The sequence below is a fragment of the Arthrobacter sp. Soil_C_49 genome (assembly GCF_057656635.1).
The window spans coordinates 47,239-68,510 of record NZ_JBDGJZ010000007.1 but is presented as its reverse complement, the minus strand read 5'-3'; the positions used below and the strand labels follow the sequence as shown (position 1 = coordinate 68,510).

16 protein-coding genes are annotated in these 21,272 nt (G+C 58.1%); 10 read left to right on the top strand and 6 right to left on the bottom strand.

The annotated features are described in order from the left end of the window. Positions 1-538 precede the first annotated feature (538 nt). The 7 genes from AC3A4Z_RS12815 (at position 539) to AC3A4Z_RS12785 (ending at position 7,598) form a co-directional block, all read left to right on the top strand. Positions 539-1,108, top strand: a complete 570-nt coding sequence (locus AC3A4Z_RS12815) for an NUDIX domain-containing protein (protein ID WP_498711890.1) — start codon at positions 539-541, stop codon at positions 1,106-1,108. Positions 1,109-1,220: 112 nt separating this feature from the next. Further along, positions 1,221-1,859: a metallophosphoesterase gene (locus tag AC3A4Z_RS12810; RefSeq protein WP_498711889.1), complete on the top strand. Its 639-nt coding sequence runs from the start codon at positions 1,221-1,223 to the stop codon at positions 1,857-1,859. Positions 1,860-2,520: 661 nt separating this feature from the next. Beyond that, positions 2,521-3,642, top strand: a complete 1,122-nt coding sequence (locus tag AC3A4Z_RS12805) for a thiamine-phosphate kinase (RefSeq protein WP_498711888.1) — start codon at positions 2,521-2,523, stop codon at positions 3,640-3,642. Beyond that, a complete protein-coding gene (locus AC3A4Z_RS12800) occupies positions 3,639-4,922 on the top strand; it encodes an aminotransferase class III-fold pyridoxal phosphate-dependent enzyme (RefSeq protein WP_498711887.1) in 1,284 nt (427 codons plus the stop codon). The genes AC3A4Z_RS12805 and AC3A4Z_RS12800 overlap by 4 nt, the downstream gene beginning before the upstream one ends. Then, entirely contained in the window at positions 4,919-5,896 is a 978-nt protein-coding gene (locus AC3A4Z_RS12795; RefSeq protein ID WP_498711886.1) for a class I SAM-dependent methyltransferase, read from the top strand. The genes AC3A4Z_RS12800 and AC3A4Z_RS12795 overlap by 4 nt, the downstream gene beginning before the upstream one ends. Next, complete coding sequence (locus AC3A4Z_RS12790) at positions 5,847-6,884, top strand: Gfo/Idh/MocA family protein (protein ID WP_498711885.1); 1,038 nt, start codon at positions 5,847-5,849, stop codon at positions 6,882-6,884. Before AC3A4Z_RS12795 ends, AC3A4Z_RS12790 begins: the two co-directional genes overlap by 50 nt. Positions 6,885-6,908: 24 nt before the next feature. After that, on the top strand, positions 6,909-7,598 hold the full coding sequence (locus AC3A4Z_RS12785) for a class I SAM-dependent methyltransferase (protein WP_498711884.1): 690 nt from the start codon (positions 6,909-6,911) through the stop codon (positions 7,596-7,598). Positions 7,599-7,770: 172 nt separating this feature from the next. On the opposite strand, the gene AC3A4Z_RS12780 is transcribed toward AC3A4Z_RS12785, so the two are convergent. The 6 genes from AC3A4Z_RS12780 to AC3A4Z_RS12755 all read right to left on the bottom strand — a co-directional run bounded on the left by AC3A4Z_RS12780 (position 7,771) and on the right by AC3A4Z_RS12755 (position 15,604). Then, complete coding sequence (locus AC3A4Z_RS12780; RefSeq protein ID WP_498711883.1) at positions 7,771-8,670, bottom strand: inositol monophosphatase family protein; 900 nt, start codon at positions 8,668-8,670, stop codon at positions 7,771-7,773. A 406-nt stretch (positions 8,671-9,076) separates the two neighbouring features. Next, on the bottom strand, positions 9,077-10,195 hold the full coding sequence (locus tag AC3A4Z_RS12775) for a Pycsar system effector family protein (protein ID WP_498711882.1): 1,119 nt from the start codon (positions 10,193-10,195) through the stop codon (positions 9,077-9,079). Between the two features lie 701 nt (positions 10,196-10,896). Continuing rightward, positions 10,897-11,808: a carbohydrate ABC transporter permease gene (locus tag AC3A4Z_RS12770; RefSeq protein WP_498711881.1), complete on the bottom strand. Its 912-nt coding sequence runs from the start codon at positions 11,806-11,808 to the stop codon at positions 10,897-10,899. Beyond that, positions 11,805-12,746, bottom strand: coding sequence for a carbohydrate ABC transporter permease (locus AC3A4Z_RS12765; RefSeq protein WP_498711880.1), 942 nt, complete (start codon positions 12,744-12,746; stop codon positions 11,805-11,807). Before AC3A4Z_RS12765 ends, AC3A4Z_RS12770 begins: the two co-directional genes overlap by 4 nt. Next, a complete protein-coding gene (locus tag AC3A4Z_RS12760) occupies positions 12,740-14,029 on the bottom strand; it encodes an ABC transporter substrate-binding protein (RefSeq protein WP_498711879.1) in 1,290 nt (429 codons plus the stop codon). Before AC3A4Z_RS12760 ends, AC3A4Z_RS12765 begins: the two co-directional genes overlap by 7 nt. 651 nt (positions 14,030-14,680) lie before the next feature. After that, positions 14,681-15,604: an alpha/beta hydrolase gene (locus AC3A4Z_RS12755; protein ID WP_498711878.1), complete on the bottom strand. Its 924-nt coding sequence runs from the start codon at positions 15,602-15,604 to the stop codon at positions 14,681-14,683. Positions 15,605-15,838: 234 nt separating this feature from the next. Here AC3A4Z_RS12755 and AC3A4Z_RS12750 point away from each other — a divergent pair, with 234 nt between their 5' ends. The 3 genes from AC3A4Z_RS12750 (at position 15,839) to AC3A4Z_RS12740 (ending at position 21,212) form a co-directional block, all read left to right on the top strand. Next, positions 15,839-17,722, top strand: coding sequence for an aldehyde dehydrogenase family protein (locus AC3A4Z_RS12750; RefSeq protein ID WP_498711877.1), 1,884 nt, complete (start codon positions 15,839-15,841; stop codon positions 17,720-17,722). Positions 17,723-17,839: 117 nt separating this feature from the next. Beyond that, the gene (locus AC3A4Z_RS12745; protein WP_498712064.1) at positions 17,840-19,027 is read left to right on the top strand and encodes an acyl-CoA dehydrogenase family protein; all 1,188 of its coding nucleotides are present in this window, start codon (positions 17,840-17,842) and stop codon (positions 19,025-19,027) included. A 109-nt stretch (positions 19,028-19,136) separates the two neighbouring features. After that, positions 19,137-21,212 (top strand): 3-hydroxyacyl-CoA dehydrogenase NAD-binding domain-containing protein, encoded by a 2,076-nt coding sequence (locus tag AC3A4Z_RS12740; RefSeq protein WP_498711876.1) that lies wholly within the window; start codon positions 19,137-19,139, stop codon positions 21,210-21,212. Positions 21,213-21,272: the final 60 nt, after the last annotated feature.

Genomic DNA, 21,272 nt, shown 5'->3' with positions numbered 1-21,272 from the left:
GAAGACAAAGGGCCCTGCAGGCCCGCTGGTGGCGGCGCTGACCATGGCACAGTCGAGGCCTCCGAAGAACTGGGGTCCGCGACGGCATGCGAAAGCTCTGGAGCGCATCCACCATCAAGGTCTACGGCGGCGGGGGCGTTGCCGAGCCGCGTTCCTGAACGAGCTTGCACAACTGGTGGGTGAGTACCGCCAATCCAACATGACCAGAAGCGCTCCAAAAAGGGCACTTCATGCAGCAAAGACGACGACCGCAAGGAACGCACGCTGGACGGTCTCGCGCCTGGCCGCATTCCCCCGCGGCCAAGCCATCATGTTCGCCTCCGGAGCCCCAGCCGCACTGCCGCAGACGTGCCTTGGATGAACGGTCCACAGGCTGAAGCGGTGCGCGCTCCATCACCGCACATGACCCGGCGACGAACCGGCCGCCGCGGCCGGTAGCCGGTGGATCGCTGCGGGTGCCTCTACGGCCAAGGTGTCCAATTCGGCTGAAACAGCGTCATGTTTATGCCCTCCACTTAGAGTTAGCCCAGAAAGGAGCATGCAAATCGTGGGAGCGTCAGGACATGGGGGGGATATGTCGATTGGTTATGTCGCCCGGCTGCGGGAGGTCATTGGAAACAGGCTTGCGTTGCTGCCGGCGGCAGCAGGTGCAGTTTTTGATGATCGCGGCAGGTTACTGCTTGGCAAGCAGCGCGACGATGGGCTCTGGGATTTGGTAGGTGGCTGCATTGAGTTGGATGAAAGCCCGGCCGTAGCTGTTGCTAGAGAGATCGCAGAAGAAACCGGACTGAAGGTTGCCGCTAGATCGTTAATCGGCTGTTATGGCGGTCCCCAGTTTAAAGTGACATATATTAATGGCGATCAGGCCGCTTTCGTAGTTAGCTTGTTTCATTGCGAAATCGTTGATGCCAGGGTTTCGACGTGGGACGGTGAACTCAGCGAGATCGCCTTCATCGGTTTGGACGAGTTGCCCTCTATTGATATGAGGCCTTCCGGAGCTCATCTTGCTATGGAAGCGTTCGATTGGGCAAAGGATAAGCAAATTTCGAACGGACCGCGCACGGCTTCGGGCGGCAACAAGAACGCAGGACGGTGTGAGCATGAGTAGGGTCATCCTCTATGTGAATGGCCTTGCTTGGTGATTTATGACAGGCTCCCGTCGCCGCTCCGCGAGCCCTACCAAGCCACGACTCAGCTCATATCGGTGAAAGCGAGTATCAATGACACAGCAGCCCCAACTACAGCACTTCATCCTGCACATAAGCGACACTCACTTCGTTACTGACGGCGAACTCCTATACGGAACGGTGGATACCGACGAAAAGCTTCGCCAGATTTTCCGCGTCCTCGTGAAGGCCCAGATCACGCCCGAGGCCATGGTGTTTACCGGAGACCTAGCCGAAACCGGCTCCCTGGAAGCGTATGTCCGCCTACGGAATATTGTCGAGCCCATGGCAGAAGAACTCGGAGCCACGATCATTTGGGTCATGGGCAATCATGATGAACGCTCCGCCTTCAGGGCTGGTCTCTTAGATTCTGAGGCCAACCAAGAATCCGTGGACATAGTGCACGATATTAACGGGCTTCGCGTGATCGCGTTAGATACCACTGTCCCCGGCAAACACTATGGGGAGATAACCGAAGAGCAGCTGTCATGGCTCGACGACGTCCTCGCTACACCAGCCCCTCACGGTACGCTTCTGGCTTTGCACCACCCGCCGGTCCCAAGTCCGCTGGATGTCATGGCTGCGGTAGAGCTCCGCGATCAGGATCTATTGGCTAAGGTCATCGAAGGAACCGACGTGCGCGGGAATCCTAGGCGGTCACTTGCACTATTCTTGCTTCTCCACATTCGCTAGCGTTCCCGTTACCGTGGCCTCCGCGACCTGTTATACCCAAGATTTGAATGTCCCCAAGGGCGAGATACGGGGCCAGAATGGTGCTCAAGCATTCAACCTGGTCCACGTCTACCCCGACCGCATCTTAAGCTCCGTGGTACCGATTGGTGAGTTCTCTACTCTGTACGAGATGAGCAAAGAAGAGCTTATTGAGGAGTTGGCCGAGCCATCGAGATGATCAATCTGGCGCGGGGTGCGGCGAAGTCTCGAAGACCGAAATTGTACTCGCCACCGCGAGCAGGACTTCCTGAAGGTCCTTCTTTGGTATCCCAGCCTGTGTGTCCTCTGAAAGGGTAAAAGACATACAGAGTTGAGCTTGACCAAGCTGTCCGCAGGTTACCAGCCTTGCATGCCGTGCTTAGCCCAAGGCGAAGGGAAAGGCCTGCAGCAATGCGCTCTTCTGTCGCACGCCCTAGGCCTCGTTAGCGATGTTCGAAGATGTGGACACTTGCTCTTACTTTTAATCTATAAATGCCAGCGGGCGTCTATCGAAAAGTGCACTTCAGTCGTCTCGTGCCCCACATTTCGTAACAATTCAAAACTTTCATCAAAGTTTCCTGGGGATCCCGCCATCGCTGGCACTCTTATGCCATTCTGAGCTAATTCTAGGAAAGGTCCTAACATGACGCTTTTTGAGGCAAACCCGGCAGCTTGGGATGAATCGTCGGCCATTGACGCTATTCGCCAAGGAGTAGCGGCTTGGGAACCGGGTGCCGAAGACGCGTGCCTGATCGACGCAGGACCGGATGAACAAGTTGTGATTACGTCAGATCAAATAAATGAGCGTCAAGCGTTTCCTGGTGAGGATATCAGGTCGTTAGTCCGCCGTGGAGTCAATGAAGCCGTCAGTGACATCGCCGCCGCTGGGGCTACCTTATACGGCGTCCAGATCGATGTACGGGCGCCCGACGACTTCGATCTTGCGGACTTTGATGCAATTGGCCAAGGAGTAGGCGATGTACTTCTGAGTAACGGCGGACTTCTTTTGCAGGCCTCGAATATGTCCCGAGGTGAATTTGGTGTTTCCACGACAGCAGTTGGTGTGGTTCCTCGAGGTACTGCCATGCGCCGCAGCACCGCGAAACCGGGGGACGTATTGTTCGTCAGCGGGCCTGTAGGAGGCTGGGATGCTGCCTTGGCGATCCTCAATTCTGGGGTCGCGGACGAACTCGACTCGACTGAGTGGGAGGTCTTATGCAAATCGTTCCTTGACTACCGACCCGAACTGTCCGTCGGAGCGCTTCTAAGGCAGAGCGGTTCCGTTACCTCATGCATCGATGCAAATGATTGTCTCCCCAAATCTTGCAAAGACCTCGCAAGTTCGTCAGGTGTCGGTCTCACGATCGATACATCATCGATTCCGTTGGATGAGTCAGCTCTCATCGCCGGCAGATATCTGGATACGGATCCAGCAGAATTTGCACTGAACGGAATCGCGGGTGACGACCGGTTGCTGTTTACGATCGCTTCCTCGGAGCTAGAAGCAACGCTGCATAAGCTCGCGATGAATGGCGTTTACCCGTCGCGGCTCGGAGACGTGACGGATGCTGACGGTCATGTCGAGTTCGGCGGAGGAAGTGAACCCGACAAGGGGGCGGGCAAGAGACCCACCGCCATCTACGGCTCGAGTTTCTCATCATCGCGGCTCCTGGCACTCAAAGAGTTTCCTCCTGCTGGACGAAGATTGGGGACAACCTCAGTCGCCTCGGACCATGGGGGCCACGTGCGGCCGGTGATCTCATGACCCATCCCTCAGCCGTAACCCTTGGAGGCGGTACTCCCGCAATTGACATTTCGCGAGGGGAGGGATTGTACGTTTGGGATTCCTCAGGCAATCGCTATATGGACTGCACCTCGCAGAGTTGGGCTTTGTACCTGGGCCATTCGAATGAGGAACTCCGCCAGCACGCGTCGGCGACGATGGATCGACTCTGGCATGTCCATCAAGGGTTTGCCACACAAGAACGTGAAACCTTTGCTGCAGACTTGTTAGATCTCGTTCCGGACAATGCGAACAGGGACTTCTACAATCGCGTCGCTTACACCGCGACTAGTGCACTGGCGATCGAAACAGCTATCAAGTTGTGTATCCTCCAAGGCACCAACCGCAACACGATTGCCCGACTAACTGGCGGGTTTCACGGTACGACACTTGGGACTGCTCAAGCGTCTTGGCCGGCCAATTCTGACGTATCACCCGCCCGGCGCACGCTATCTTCGTTCCGCGGTCGTGGTGGCACCTATGCCACTCTGACGTTCCCAGCAACCGCGACTGACGGCGAGGGTGCTAACGCTGACGATGACATGCGCAAACACATCGACCTCTTAGACGCAGAAATAGATGAACTGTCAAACGACTTACTGGCCGTTATTGTCGAGCCGATCCAAGGGTCTGGCGGCCAGCGAATCCTGCCGAAATGGTGGATGCGCCACCTCTGCCAGCGCGCTGATCGGGACGGATTTTTTGTCATCTTTGACGAGATCCAGACGTACATGCGCGCGGGAAGGTATTTTACCTGGGCGGACGAGCTCCGCCCGCATTTCATCGTTTTGGGTAAAGGCTTGTGCGGCGGGTTTGCGGCCGGTGCTGTGCTACTGAGGTCTGACCAACGCCCATTTCCTCCCGGTGGTGTTTATGACCTGCACACCTTTGCCACCTCGGCACTAGCTCACAGCGTTGGGAGCAAGTTGATCGAAATAGTGCGAAGAGACAACCTACTAGCAAACGCGAATCACCGTGGGCATCAGATCAAAACTACCCTCGGTAACCTGCAGACAAACCACTCCTATATCCTCGATGTGAGGCAGGTTGGACTTCATATAGGAATTGAATTTTCCCCAGGCGATAACCCGTCCACCACTATAGCCGCGTCTATGCGCCAACGCGCGCTGAAACGCGGCTTATTGCTGGGCCTAGGCGGTTACGACCCTAATGTGCTCAAAATTAAGCCCCCACTAACTATCACCTCTGCCGAGGCGGAAGAAGTAACCAGCATCATCGCAGACGTACTGGAGGAACAGTGACGGGAAAGATTGAGGTATCTGACTTCCTTCTGGCATCTCCTGACGCCGGAATCGATCACAAGTACTTGACGGTAAGCGAAATTGAAAAAACGCCGGTTGGGGTGTACTACAAGAAGAAGAATGTCCTCACACGGCATCGCTTTGTGAAAGCTTTCATCCGTGTTGATGGAGAATCGCTTACGTTTGAGGTCATCGACTTTAAAGGATACTGGCGCGTTGATAAGCCTGCTTTATCCGATGTGACCACGTGGCTTAGAGAAAATCGAGGCGTTGAGCATGTAAGTGAGACGAACGTCCTACACGTCTGCGGTCTAGAAGGGTTTGCTGAACCTATGGGGGTGGCAGTGCCTGCCGGCGTAGCTATTCTGCCTGCGTCACTAGAGGAAATGGCGGACTTCTATTCGACATACACGGACATGGATGCTCAGGGACATTTTGATGCAGACAGTCCAGATCTGGACAGGCTGGAAACTATCGTTGCGTGGATACCCGAGGCGTCGAAGGTCGTTGATGTGGGGTGCAACAGCGGGGCGTTCGGCGCCGCCCTTATAAAGAAGGGTTGCGCAGTTGCCGGGATCGATCTTTCCCACGAGCTCGTTGCAGTAGCGAAGTCCCGGGGGGTGGATGCTCTGCACGGATTCGCGGAGGATCTTCCCTTTGCAAGCAACTCATTTGATGCGGCTATATGCGCGGAATTGTTGGAGCACGTACTCGAACCCAGCGTCGTATTGCAGGAAGTCGCTCGGGTCCTGAAGCCCGGTGGATTGCTCGTCGGGTCGGTGCCACACGCAGATGGTGACTGGGGACATAGCGACATTGGCCATCATGAAGAACACCTGAGAGCTTACGATGACGCAGGTCTACGAACCCTTTTAAAGGCTGAGGGATTCGAGAAGGTATACACCGTCGAACAGTTCCACGGCAATGAGGTTGCCCAAGGCCTTGCGTTCAAGTGTTTTCTGCCAGATGCGTGAGCCTCGCCCTTTGCTTCGGGCTGTGCTTATCGGGGCAGGAAAGGCCGGGCGCCTATTCTCGGAGGCCGCAATGCAGCTCCCTGGACTCGAAATAGCCGCCGTCGTCTCCAAGGAGGGGACAACTGCAAACAATCTTGCTGCCCAGCATGATGCCGCCGCCATGGACGAGGCCGCTGACTGGATTGCGCTGAAGCCTGACCTAGTACTTTTAGCCACACCGCATGATCAACATGCTTCACAGATTATCCGCGCTCTCAAATCCGGCGCCGATGTCGTCTGTGACAAGCCGCTCGTACTGACGCGGCTGGACTGGCAGCGGATAACGCAGGTAGCCGCCGTTACAGGAGGTCGCGTCTTTTGCGGCTTTACACAGCGATGCAACAATGACATGGAACTTTGCCGACAGTACTTGGTATCCGAACGCGAGAACGTCCAACAAGTGCATTGCTTTCAAAGTTTACGACGTGACCGAGACTACTATGACTCATGGAAAGGGTCGCGGGAGCATTGCGGCGGAGGAGTAGGAGTAAACCAGGCGATTCATGCCATCGACTTGGCTATATTCCTGACCGATTTCAAATTGCGCCTCGTAGACGCCAAGGGAATTGATAGCCGCTCCCTGGGGGTTGAGGACTATCTTACTGCTGCCTTCCGAACGGATACTGACCGCGTCCTTCGAGTCACCGCAACCACGAATGCGTCAATCGAGGAACGCCAAATTATTCGTATCGATCTGATCGATAAGACCCTGCTAGTCGTAGGTTCTGAGCGTCCTTCATGGTCAGTGGTCACGGATGATATTGAAGGGGAAATCGCGCGGCTCTCCAGACTTCCTGACCAGTACGGTCCCGGTCACGCCGAACTTCTAAGGGACGTAGTCGAATCCCTCCTAGATCACAGTGCTACGAAGTACAGAACCGATTTGGAAGGCACAAAGGCCACGCATATGGCCATATTTGATACTTATGAACAAATAACAGTTTACTGAACTCCGATCAAAAGAAAGATTTGCATGAGCGAAAACAACTTGGAATTTTACAATCAAAAAGAAACGGCCGACTGGTTGGCCGGACTTCCGGTTTTCGAGGGCGAAGACGCCATTTTGGCTAAGCTTCGACAATCGGAAGGTCCGATGGTAGTCGACATAGGGTGCGGTTCTGGAAGGCTCTACGAATCAGTTCTGGCAACCGGAGCCGAGTATAGGGGGAGCGACATAGCCCCCGGACAAATTCACGCCTTTAGAAAGAGACACCCCGAAGCCGACGTCTCCGTGGCAGATGCCTGCCAGCTTCCATGGGAGGATTCTTCCGCCGACGTCGCAATGCTTTCATTCCATGTTATTGAAGCGATTCTTCCACGAAGGCGAAGGCTCGACACGCTTCGCGAAGCCAGGCGAGTGTTACGCGACGGAGGATTGTTGTTTATTAGTCATCATGTTAGAAGAAATTACCGCTTGCGTGAGCAATTCACATATTTTGTACAGAACTTGGGCCGAGCGGAGTTTGGTGACCTCCGGATAACCGGGGCCGCGAGCCAAGGGGAGATTTCTCTGAGCTCTTATCTCACGCACATTCCATCTTCCCGCGAGCTCCAAACTTTGGCTGACACGGCGGGATTCTGGCGACAGAATGCTTGGCACTTTTCGGGTTCGTCCACAGTTGAGCGACCGAAGGCACTCTTAGAGCAGTGGGTCGCTAAGTAGCAAGACCTGGCTCATGTCCTCTGAAAACCAACACATCGTCGGGAACCTGTGTTTCGAGTGACCGTGCCAACTCCTTCCTACCTCACGGCGCCGTTCTTCACAGAGGTAACGGCAAGCAGCAATGTGACAGGAGATCGTGCACCCACAAAGGCGTCAACAGTTTGAAGGGCCGCTATTGACGCTTGTAATGTGCAATGATCTGATCGACTAACTTCTCATTGACTCCTCCTATGACACCATTTATCGGGTAACGCCTCCAGTCGATATCGTTGTAACTGTTACCGTCGAAGTCCTTCACTACACCCCCTGCATTGATGACGGCTAGTGCACCCGCGGCAACGTCATGCGGCTGGGAAGGGCCAGGGAAGATAGAAACTTCTACTTTATTCAGTGGAATATTACCCATGAATAAAGGTGCCTTGACTCGCCTAGCCTTGGGCATAAGCTTTTTCAACTCTTCTTCGCTCACATCTTGAGTGGCAGCGTTGAGGCCGTTTTTCTCGTAGCGCGTCACGAGACGGACATCAGTGGGCGCGCCTAAGGCGGCGCTGATGAGACGAGTAGGCGCTCGATTTACAGTCTGATAATAGGTTCCATTATCGATCGCCGACAGCGTTGTAGGTCTATTGCTGAAGAATGGACTATGACATATTCCAAAAACTGGAATCTTTTCTTGATGCCTGAAGTGTGCGGCGAGTATCAGCGCGCGGAGCTCGCCATGGTCCGCGCTTCCGGACTCTAGGAGGCGCTGCACCCATCCAGTTCCGTCGAGCGGGTCGAGCTTCCAGATGCGTTTGTCCTCGGGCACTCCATCTTCCGGGTTTGATAGCTCTTCGCCAAGAACCACGTCTTCATCGCCATATTCTTTTTCTACGAGCTGGATGAACTTCTCTTCGATGTCCCTGTCGATATTGGTGACTGGCGTACCATCGGGCTTGATCTGAACATGTACTTTTCCACTGCGAAAAGTTGTAACCGCATAGTCACCTAATTGTCGAATCGCAGCTAAGGCAAAATTATAGCGATGCAGATCATCGGACGATACCGCGGAGTTGCCATTACCTTCATTCATATCTTCAGAGTAGCAAGTGCTCCTTACTTCGTTGTTACGGGCGGCTTGTTCTCTCTTTACTTCAACTAATCCGGCCCTAAGTGGCGGCCATCTGGCGGGCCGCATGGGAGCAAGGAGTGCTTTCGCTACCTCACCCGGGCACCCCCGTTCCTATGAACCCGCGGCAGACCGCTTCGAAAAAAATCACAAGACTAAGTGAACGTAGCGTAGGCCCCCGCCGATACCGGTTGAGGCCCACGCTGTTATCGGTTGGGTACTAAGAGGATCCTGACTACGATGTCCTCGTGGACTTCGTGCACCGAATCGCGGACGATATTAAACGGGGACAGCTCCGCAATCCTGACGATGAAGAAATCAGTCGTTTTGAGCGACAGTTCCCTAAAGACGATCCAGATACTCCCGGCATCTAGAAGTTTTGAATCAGCCCACACGCCACGAGTAGCGCGCCGCCTACGCCACCTAGTGTCATCGACAACTGCACCCACCTGTGCTTCTGCCACGCGATATCAGCCATCACGACGATCTGCCGCGTGATCACGGGGAGGATGTCCCGTTCCCTGAGTGCCGTAGCCAGGTCATCACTTTCCCAATACTGGGCGTGGCCGAAGTAGATGAAGTTGTCACCTGCCATTTTCTTGACGATAGCGGCTTTAAGGCGCGGTGTGACGACGACAATAGCAAAGAAGGCTCCTGCCATCAACGACAGTATGCCGATCCAGTAAAACAGGACGTCAAGCCAGCCCTTGAGATCTGAGAAGAGTCGTCCGTCAGCCGAGAGCGCCACGGTGGTTGCAATGATGGCCGACTCCACGGCGAAGGCAGAAGACGAGTAATAGGAGTAGCTTCCCCCACCCATGGAAAGACTGTGCGGTCCTGTCCACATGTTCAACTTGTCAGAGCCGATTAGCGCTCGTTCTTCCAATTCGCTGTATGTTCCAGCGCCTATGTATGTCTTGTACTTGCTCGTTCGGATGTCACTCAGCTTGGCAGCCAGGTTTGGGCCGACTCCAATGGACACGAGGTCGCTGTTGTTCCTGATACCGGACCTCACCATCAACGTCGGGCTAGTCGCGATTCCAGAAGCATGCGAAAGGTGCCAGCCAGCTGCCTTGATATCTGCAAAACTGCTCTGGATCTTGGGGTCAAGAAGAAACGTAACGGCGTGGTGGATCTGGAGAGCAGCTACAGCAGCGCGCGTTTCCTTACTCGGGCCGCTAAAAACACCCATAACACGGTCACCGTCGAAGCTTCGTATGTGGCCATCGTGGGACCTGATAATCCGCACGCACGTCTTTAGGAAAGCGGAGACCACGCTAGCTACCACTTCTTTGTTTTTCGTGGCGGCCACAAGCCCAGATGAGTTCACCATGTCTGCGTAGAGGAACGTGGCATTTACTAGCTTTCCGTCCGAATACCCCATACCGTCCGGATCAGGAACGTCCTTTCGTGTCACTCCCCACTGCGTTGTCGACCACGTCCTCGTTAGTTCGTCTACCGCTTGATCGACGTCTGCCTTGAGCGTCATGACCAATGCCCCAATCCTTGATCCAGTGAAGGTTCAACCTTACTAACCCCCACTGACAGTCCTAAATGTTGGCCGTCCGCGAATGAACGCTAGGTCAAGGAGCCAACAGGACCGAGGGTAGTCCCAACAGGCCGTTGCGCAATTGCTGAAGGATGCTTCCGCGGCTCCTCTGCGGGCCCAGCTGTCAGGTTTGAATCTAAGGCTGTGCGCTGAGCATGTGCAGGAACAGCCTTTCGGACGCTATTCTGACGCTCCATTCCTTGCTGCTCGACGTCAGGTTGGGGTGTAGTCCAGCCGGGAATATGTAGAGCAAGTTTCTTTCGCTAAGGGAGCTCTGCCTCGGTCCCGTAGCCTGCAAAGCCAGTCACCGGGCGCCTGACCCTGATCCGCGTCATCAGCGGATCGTCCACCTTTTCGACTCTGCACGGTCCTAGCTTTCGTGTTGGCATGCCCCAGCTCGCTGTCGAGTGGAGCTTGAGCGCCGGCGAAATCGCCATGGCTGGTAAGTGTTCCCGGTGCTGAGGCGCCGCTCGGTGCGTTCGTGACCATTGATCCGGATGCGCAGTCGTACCCAATTGGCGCAGGCGTGCCGAATGCGAGGGTCCATGACAGGCGCGGAGTGGATTCTCCGATGCCAAGGACGTTGGTCCCGAGTTGTTCGAAGCGGACAGGGGATGGCCGGGAGACCGGGTGGGTGAGGATCATCCCTTCAGGCCACCTTCGGTGAGTCCGGCTAGCACACGGCGCTGGGCGATCAGGTATACGATGACCAGCGGCAGGCTGGTCATGACCACGTGTGCGAAGACCAAGTTCCAGTTCAGGGACGTGGTGGAAGCCGATGCGAAGGCGTAGAGCGTGAGTGGCAAGGTCGCGTTCGCGGAGGTTTTCAGGAGCAGCAATGCGTAGAAGAAGTCATTCCACACACCAATGATCAGCAGGACCGCGCCGACGAACAGTGTAGGCCGCAGCAGCGGGAGCATGATGGAGAAGAAGATGCGAGTGCGGTGCGCGCCATCGATTGCTGCTGCCTCTTCGAGTTCTAGCGGCAGGCCCCGGACAAAGCCTGTGGTCAGAAAAACGATCAGCCCAAGCCTGGTTCCCATCATCATCAGTGCATACCCGGCGACAGAGCCATCAAGGTTGAGCGTTGTCAGCAGGTAGACCGTGGGGATGACTGCGGGCGGAATCAGGATGGACAGGGCAGTCAGGTAGAAGAAGAACTGGAACGACTTTTTGGTGCTGCGCGCGTAGGCCCAGGCTGCCATTGCCCCGAAAAGGAGCACGACGATGATCGTGGGGATCGCGATGAGGGCACTGTTTTTCAACCCGGTGAGGTAATTGCCGGTGACGAAAACCGCCCGGTAGTTCTCAAGGAGCGACCACTGCTCAGGCAGGCCCAGTGAAAGCTCGGCGGCTTCACCAACAGTCTTGAATGAATTGACGACCATCAGCCAGACGGGAATGACGGCCCAGGGAAGGGCAAAGAGCGCGATGGCTGCATATTTCAGGACCGTCAGCGGACGACGCCAGGAGCGTCCCGTCGGTTGCCGTTTCCTGTTATGTATGCGGCCAGCGGTGGAGCCGGGGACCACGATGGTTTCGGGGGTGCTCATGATGCGACCTCTCGCTTTCGAAGCCAGGCGACCAGCGGTACGGCGAAGACCACAACGAGGATGGTGACGGTGAGGCTCAGGGCGCTGGCTGTTCCGAAATAGGACTGGCCGAATTGCTGCTGCATAGCAACGTTGAGCACCCTGGTCGCGACACCGGGCCCGCCTGCGGTGGTCGATGCGATGATGTCGAACGCGCTGAGCGCGCCGATAAGAGTGGTGACCACATTGAAGGTGAACGCGGGGGCCAGCAGCGGGAAGTTGACACGCCAGAACCGGGCCCAGGCATTTGCCCCATCGAGCGCGGCAGCTTCGTTCAGCGACCGGGGAATGCTGTTGAGCCCTGCAATGTAAACGAGTGTGGCAATGCCGGACCATTTCCATGCGTCGACGAATGCCACCGTGACCAGTGCCCAGACCGGATCACCCAGCCAGGCGAAGTCAAAGCCGGGGGCGAAGATTCCGATGAACCCGTTCAGCACACCATTGGGGGCAACGATGGCCCGCCAGATATAACCGGCAGCCAGCGGGGAGATCAGCACCGGGAGGAAGAACAGCGACCGGAAGAAGCTGTTGAGCCGGGTGGTGTCCCTCAGCGCCGTGGCCAGGGTGAGCGCCACGACATTCTGCACGACCATCGCGATGATGGCGTAAATCAGCGTTACGAGGACTGCCGGGCCGAGGATGCCAGCTTCCCAGAGCAGTTTCCAGTTGTCGACCCCGATGAACTTGATGTCGGTCGAGTAGCCGCTCCAGGAGGAGAACGCGAACGGGATGTTCAGTAGGAACGGAACGATGAAGAAGACGGTGACGAGGACGATTGATGGCAGGGCGAACCAGAGCCAACTGGAACGCCAGCTCCGGGGGGCGGCCCCCCGGCGTGCACCTGCACGCCGGGGAGCATTCTTAGCATTCGCAGCCTGGGTGGTGTCAATTACCACCCGGGCACTCCTGCAGCTTTGGAAGCCTGCTCGACCTGAGTCTGCATCGTGGCTGCGGCGTCTTTCGGAGATGTCTGACCGGCCAGCAGCTTCGAGGTCTCGGTTGCGAAGGCAGTGAATCCGGCAATGTTGGAGTTGAATGCCACCACTGAATCGTTCCGGTACGCGGACTGGAAGCTCAACTGCAGTTCGGTAAAGCCTTCAGGGGTTTTAGCCGTATCAATCAGGGGGTATGCCTTGGCGGAGTCAATGAGTTTCTGGTATCCGGCGCCGGTGGTGTACTCAATGAACTTCCGCGCGGCTGCTTCCTTTTCCGAATCTCCTGTCTTCGGCGCGTAGTAGGTCCCCAATGGTCCACCAGCCCAGCCGCCAATCGGGGCCTTGGCAGAGACCGGGACGAAGCCTACGGTCTTGGCGAGGAGTTCGGCATCTCCGCCGGCATCGGCCAGGAGAGCAGCATACGTATCCGAGTGAAGTGCCGTCATGGCGGCGGTGCCGTCGTAGACCGCCCTCAGTCCGTCCTCGAATGTTGCTGACGTGGCGTTGGCATTAAAGCAGCCGTCCGTTCCGAGCGTTTGATACGCCTCCAGGCCCTTCAGGAACGCACCATCTGGATCGGTGAGCTTGTCCTTGTTCTCGCTGACCGCAGCCCCATACTCGTTGCCCTTGTTGGCCTCGGAGACGTACATCATTGGAAGAACCTGCGTCGGCCAGACGCTGCCTCCGGACTCCCAAATCGGTGCAACACCGGTTGGCTTCAGTTTCGTGCACAGCGACGTGAGATCGCTGAACGTCTTGGGTGCTTCAATCCCGTTATCGGCCAGGACTTTCTTGTTGTAGAACATCCCGAAAACTGTCGGGAAGCCGGTCATCGCCCCGTAGACCCTGCCGTCGACAGTGCCCATTGACTCGTAGATATCTCCCGAGTGCTTCACGAACTCCATGTCAGTGAGATCCTGCATGGTGGCCTTGGGGTTCAACGGCAGCATCGCGGCAAGGGTGGGGTGCCACTCCATGAGGTCAGGACGGTCGCCGGTGGCGAACTTTGTCAGGACGGTGGACTCAAACGCGTCCGCCGGAATGCCGGTGAGTTCGATCTTGATGCCGGTCTCGGCTTCGAAATCCTTGTAGAGCTGAAGGATTGCCGGTGAATCGGCCGTGTTGTTCCACATCGTCAAGGTGGTTGCGTTGCCGCTACCACCTTCTGGGGCAGAACAGCCGGAGACTACTGTCGCAGCTGCCAGGCCGATGGCCAAGGCCGCAAGAAGGCGGGGTGATTTCATGGGACGCTCCATTGGGATCCATTGGGTTTGGGATGAAAAAACATCAGCTAGACGGTTCTCAGAAAGAATCGCTTAATCGAGTCACTGACTCGTTTCAGCAGTTTACGGCCGGGGCGTTGCGCGGTCAATTATTGCCCAGGTTGCCCACTCAGATTCGGCCGCACAAAGGAGAGCTTCCGACGGCCTCGACGCTGGGTTCGTCCTGAACTGCACGGCTGGTCCTGGCGGTGCACCCATGGCTGCCATCACCGCCATTGTTACCTGACTGGTGAGGTAAGCGAAGGGGTTTTATGGCTACCCATCTGCGGCAGTGGGAGCTGCTGGCTGCGAGGAGGGGGGACAACGGGGCTGGCCTTTACGAGCGCCTCGGGAGGCTTTTCTGGCGTCACTGCAAACAGGTAGTCCAGTTCGTCAGGAAGCACCTTGAGACCCGCTTCTGCGCTGCGTGGCGTGTTGCATGACCGGCACTGGAAACAAACACTGTTCATTCAAGATGCTGACGATGGCTGTCTACCCGTACCGGTGAAGCCGAGTATCGGTGACGGTCGACAAGTGAAACCTTGCGACGGCCCGCGAAATGGCTCACTTTTGGACCCTCGCTGACACCGGGCTTGTTTCTCAGCGAGGGTTCAGCGGGTCAGCGGCGGTGGGTCACTGTACTGGCACCCCTATGCCCGGTGATGAGCTATCGGCGGAACGACGACCGTGGGCCAACGGTGAGGTCAGCCACTGGATCATGCGGTGGATGCTGCGCTGGGCACCGGTTGTTGTCGGTTCGCTCAGGTGTCCGTGCACTGTGCCATCTTCCCTGACCGCCAATAAGTCGACGCCCGCAGTGGCGAGTTCGTCGGCAAACGCGTCACCGGATGCGCGGATTGTGTCAACATCGGAATTGAGAATGAACGTGGGTGGAAACCCGGAAAGATCATGCCCGCCAGGGAACGCGTGAGGGTCCTCCAACTGCTGGGGATCTCCATTTACGTAGTTGAGGGTCAGGCCCTCCACGACCTGCGGCGTGAGAGGAATGCCAGGGCCCGGGTTCATTGCGGCGAGCTTGGTTGCCAGTTCGCTGCTGAACTGAGGCAATTTCGGGTGCAGGAGCGGGTAGGCGAGCAGCAGCCTGGAGGGCATGGTGAGACCCTGATCGCGCAGACGATGAGTCAACCCTGCAGTGAGGGTTCCCCCTGCGCTTGCCCCGCCCAATGCCCAGCCGGCGGGACTCTGCGAGTGAAGTTCTGTGTTTGCCCAAGCGAGAACAGCCTCGATTTCGTTGATCGCTACGGGGTAGTAGGAGTTTCCGACCCCGGGTTCGGCGCCAAGGTTTATGGCCCACTGTGGAACCGGGGCGAGTCGGTAGTCGACAGCGACGACAGTGATCCCGGCCTCCGCCAAGCTGGTGGCGACCCAATCGCTTTCGGCCGTGTCGAGGTCGCCGTAGACGTACGCTCCGCCGTGGCACCACACCAGGCCGACCGGCTCGGACAGGGACGCAGATGGCGTGTAGATCCGGATCGGAATTTCCCCGTGCGGCCCAGGGAGCCGACGGTTCTCGGTGTGGACTGTGTTGTCTGTCATGGTTGATTACTCTCTGAAGTAATTGGGGAAGGTTCTCAAATCAAGCCTAAGTAGCGAGTATTGAGCGCCCGGTAATTGAGGCCCACCGGCCCGACTGCCCGCACCTCTTAGAACAGCGGCCGGTCGAGGAGGGGCCGCAGGGACGACTTGGCTGCTTTCGCATCACGGCTTTCGCAGGTTCCCGTTTATTGGAGGACTAAAGGCTCAACTTAGCCGACCAGCTGAATCGATTCAGTGAACCATGAAAGGGCCGACGTCGTCAACGACGAAAACGGCCAAAACAAACCGCGACGGTCACAGCAAAAAGAACTCACCCCCTTGTCAGTGATGAAAGTTACTGCTAAGTTGCTTAATCGAGTCAGTGACTCGGATCACTACATGAAGCGAGGAGAAATGATTCCTGCTGCACCCCTGATTGCCACGATCGAACGGCAACCCCTCGATCAGGCTGTTCAAGAATTGCTAGGCGGCTCGGCTAAATGGGCGGCCGCCACCGCGGCGGATCGCGCGGGCTTGCTCGGCGACGTTGTTGATGCCATTGATCGGCAGTCTGCACGGTGGGTACGCACCGCCTCAGACATCAAGGGAGTATCGCCGACTTCACCTCTTGTTGGTGAGGAGTGGATTACCGGACCTTATGCGACACTGGCCGGTGCCGGCGCTTTAGCGCACACACTAGCGAAAATTGCCAGCGGAGGTAGTCCGTTGGATTCCATTCAGTTTGGGACGGCTCCCGGAGGCAGGCAGGTTGTTCCGGTGTTCCCTGCCAATCTGCAGCAGCGTGTGCTGCTCCATGGGTTCAGGGCCGAGGTCTGGATGGCCCCCGGGGAAGACGAGGCAGGGATTCGGGCGGGGGCGGGTCTCGCCGCAAAGGGCAATAGGTCCGGCGGGGTGGGACTCGTTCTGGGTGCCGGAAACATCACCTCAATCGCACCGCTCGATGTCCTCTATGAGCTCGTTGCCAATAACCGGGCGGTACTCCTTAAGTTGAATCCGGTCATGTCGGCCATGCTCACTGTCTATCAGGATGCTTTGGACCCTCTGGTGCGTTTCGGGGTAGTCCGCATCGTACAAGGTGATGCGGCCACGGGAGGATACCTGGCGAATCACCCCGGAATCGATCATGTGCACGTGACGGGCAGCTCGGCCACTCACGATGCGATTGTGTTCGGGACGGGTGAGGAGGGCGCCGCTCGGAAGGTTGCGGGAACTCCTTTGCTGGATAAACCGATCACGAGTGAACTTGGGGGCGTTTCCCCGACCATTGTCGTCCCGGGGGCATGGACCAAAAGGGACCTCCGCTTCCAGGCGGAGCATATTGCTACCCAACGCCTGCACAATGCCGGCCACAATTGTGTTGCTACACAGGTGGTCATGATTAGCCGTGATTGGAAGCAGAAGGACGCCTTCCTGCAAGAACTCCACAGGGCCTTCAGGCATTCACCTGCACGGCCAGTGTGGTATCCCGGGAGTACAGAACGTCTCAGCTCCGCGGCCGATGCGTACCCGAATGCCAGCAAGGCGGGACCGACGGGTGAGCACCTCATCGTTGAACTGGCTTCGGTTACTGAGGCAACGCATCTTCTTCAGACGGAATGCTTCGGACCGGTCCTGGGTGTGCTTGAGATTGATGGCACCGGTTCGGAATTCATGACCAAGGCTGTGTCAGTTGCCAACGCAGAACTGACGGGAACCCTGGGGGCCAACATCATCGTCGATCCCAAGGACCGCCGCGCGATGGGCGCGGCCTTCAATGAAGCGGTCGCTGATCTACGGTACGGAACCGTCGCTATTAATGCGTGGACCGGCCTTGGCTTCCTGACTGCGACAGCTTCGTGGGGTGCCTTTCCTGGCCACACGCCCGAGGCGGTCGAGAGCGGCGTCGGTGTTGTACATAACGCGTTGCTGATCGAGAACCCGGAACGCACCGTCGTCACCGGGCCCTTCCGGCCTTTCCCACGATCAATAGTCCATGGCGAACTATCGCTGTTCCCCAAGCCTCCGTGGTTCGTCAGTGCCCGCAGCGCGGCCGAAACCGGCAAACTCTTGGCCGCCTACGCGGCCTCGCCGTCATGGCTGAAAATGCCTCGGATCTTCTGGTCTGCGTTCCGCGCGTGACGCAACCCATCTCCGGCTAAAAACACAGGAAATCTTATGCTCACAACCTCGACCACAGCATCCGACCTAGCGCCCGCTGCCACCAATGACGCAGTACCGGCTTTCCCCTCAGGCACGATGGAGCCCACTTATACGCTGAGCGAACCCCTCGACCCTGACCCCGCAGGCATCTTCACTTCCATCAATGCTGAGGACCGTGCCTACTGGGAACGTGCACGCTCCTTTGTTCAGGACGAAGTACTTCCTGTGATCGATGGTTGCTGGGACCGTTCGGAATACCCGGTACACCTCATCAAACGTTTGGGGGACCTGGACCTGCTGCGCGACGGCGTCGGCATCCCCGGTTTCGAACCCATGAGCAAGATGGCGGCCGGCCTCGTGACCATGGAGGTCAGCCGTGGCGATGGGTCCGTCGCCACCATGATCGGCGTTCAGGGAGGACTGGCCCTGCGCTCCATAGCCGAATGCGGTTCGGAGGAACAGAAGCAGCAATGGCTGCCCGTACTTGCCAGGGGAGAAGAGTTTGCTGCGTTCGCCCTGACCGAACCCGCCCACGGCTCAGATTCCGTTGCGCTGGAAACAACAGCGACAGGGACGCATGACGGATACCTGCTCAACGGTGAGAAGAAATGGATCGGCAACGGCTCGGTCGGCGGCGTCACTGTGGTGTGGGCCAGGGGGGAAGACTCACAGGTCCACGGCTACATTGTGCCCCAGGACTCCCCCGGATATGACGCCACGACGATCGAAGGAAAACTCGCGCTGCGCGCCATCTGGCAGGCGCACATCCGTCTGGAAAACGTCCACGTTCCCCAAGAGAACGTACTCCCGGGCGCCCGCACATTCAAGGACACCGCCCGGGTCCTGCTCGCCACCCGCCTCGGCGTCGCATGGTCCGCCGTCGGCCACGCGACAGCGTGCTACGAGACCGCAGTGCAGTACACCCAGCAACGGATCCAGTTCGGCCGCCCGCTGTCACATTCCCAGATCGTGCAGGAGCGCCTCGCCCGGATGTACACCGAACTCGGGACAATGCAGCTCCTGGTCGTCCAGATGACCCGCCTGGAAGAAGCCGGAACCCTCACCCCCGAACAGGCGTCCATCGCAAAATACACCTGCACGCGCACCGCCAGAAGCATCGCCGCCAACGCCCGGGACCTGCTGGGCGGCAACGGCATCCTGCTGACCAACCGCGTCGCCCGCCACTTCGCAGATATCGAAGCCATCCACACCTACGAGGGCACCGAAACCATGCAGGCCCTCATCATTGGCCGTGCCATCACAGGCGTGTCAGCGTTCGCATGACCTCCGAGACCCACGCCTGCACCCGCATATGGGCGCTCCGGACCGCCCGGCAGGACACCCGCGCAGTTCCCGCCCAACCTGTAGCCGATGCCTTCATTTTGGAGTTGCCATGACCCCGACCGCCGCCACCGCCCAGATGCGCACCTCCGCTGTCAAGGTCGAGGTAACGACACCAACCTTGCCCGGACGTGGCCGGCCCGCCGCGGTCATCAGCTTCGCTCCGGCAAAACCCCAAAGGCCGGTCATCTGGGGTATCCCGGAGCTCGCCGCTCTTGAAGAGGCGCTGGATCGTGTGAATCCCCAGGATGCCGAGGCGCTGATCCTTATCGGTTCGGATACGTCGTTCGGGGCAGGAGCTGACCTTGACGCAGTCCGTGCCGCCATGACCGCATCCGAAGCAGAAGATCTCGCCCGTTATGGATACCGAATCTTCAACAAGGTCTCCACTTCCGCCATCCCCTCATTTGCGCTCATCACCGGAACAGCGCTGGGCGGGGGACTCGAGCTTGCCCTCCACGCCAGCCACCGCCTCGCACGTGCCGATGCAAAAGCCCTCGGGCTTCCCGAAACCAGGCTCGGACTGGTCCCTGGGTGGGGCGGGACGTACCTGCTGCCGCACCTCATAGGCCCATCCACAGCGCTAAAGATTATCGCCCTGGACCCGCTTCGCGGCGGCCGGACACTCACACCGTACGAAGCCCGGGACCTGGGTATCGTGGACGACGTAATCGCCGCGGAGGCATGGGACGAGCGCTGGCCCGCCTGGGTAGCCGAGCGACTGGAGGGTCCAGCCGCCAGGCAGCGCGTTGACTCCGCCGCGGACTGGGCTGTCGCAGTGAAGGAGGCCCGCCAGAAGGCCGACCGATACTTCCACGGCGCAGCACCTGCACCTTTGGCAGCTATCGATCTCGTCGAAGCGGCCGGGAAATCAACCCCGGAAGAGGCCATGGAGGCTGCTGTCAAGGCTTTTGGCAAGGTGACGATCAGCGCTCAGGCCTGCGCTTCGCTCTACGCCCATGAACTGCTCGCCGGAACGACGAAAAGAACCCGCGCTGCGAGCGGCGCAGCGGCACCACGTGTGTTCAAGTCAGCGGCGGTTATCGGTGCAGGGCTCATGGCCGGTCAGCTTGCCTCCCTGATCGCTGCCCAGGCCGGAATCCCTGTCCGATTGACCGACATTAACGAGGAGCGACTGGCTGCGGGGGTCAGCCGCGTGCACGCGGGGTTTACCGCCCAGGCGCGTAAGGGAACGATCACGGCTGCAGAAGCCGAACGGTGGACGTCCCTGATTACAGCGGCCCCGCACCTGTCCGATCTGGCGGAATGCGACTTCATCATCGAAGCAGTCTTCGAAAAACTGGATGTGAAGAGACGCGTCTTCGCCGATCTGGAGGACGTAATCTCCCCGACGGCTGTCCTGGCCACTAATACCAGTTCCCTGTCCATTTCCGAGATCGCATCCGGGCTCCGCCACCCAGAGCGGGTCGTGGGATTCCACGTCTTCAATCCCGTCGGAATCGTCCGATTGGTCGAAATCATCCCGGGCGACGTGACACATCCCGGAACCCTCGATCGTGCCCTGTCATTCGCGGCCGAACTTGACCGCGTCCCGGTCCGGGTCGCTGACAAACCAGGCTTTGCCGTGAACCGACTGCTCACCCGGATGTTCGATGTAATCCTTCATGCGATCGACGCCGGAACTGAACCTGAAGATGCGGATCGGTGCCTGGACAGTCTGGGGCTGCCCATGAGTCCGCTGCGGCTGCTCGATTTTGTTGGGCCCGCGGTCCAGCTCCACGTCTGCGAAACGATGCACGCAGCCTACCCGGAACGCTTCGGAGTCCCGGCCTGGCTCCGGTCAGTGGTCGACCAAGGACTCCTGGGAGTGCTGTCCGCAGATGGCACCCTGACAGGAGAAGCACGCGATCTTCTTATGGCCGTCCGGTCCCGGACCAATCACGAGCAGCCATTGCCGGTGCCCCTCTCGCTGACCGAGAACGTGCTCGACGCCCTCACACAGGAAACGCGAATAATGCTGGACGAGGGGGTCGTGGGCGGCGTCTCTGACATAGATCTCTGCATGATTCTGGGGGCAAACTACCCCCTCTATTTGGGCGGCTTAACCCCGCTGCTGGATTACTCCGGATCCTCCGAACGGGCCGCCGGGACACTCTTCCACCCCTGACGGCAATGCCGGGTCCCCGCCCCCCGCTAAGTTCCCAGTCGAAGATTTAGCCATCCCCTG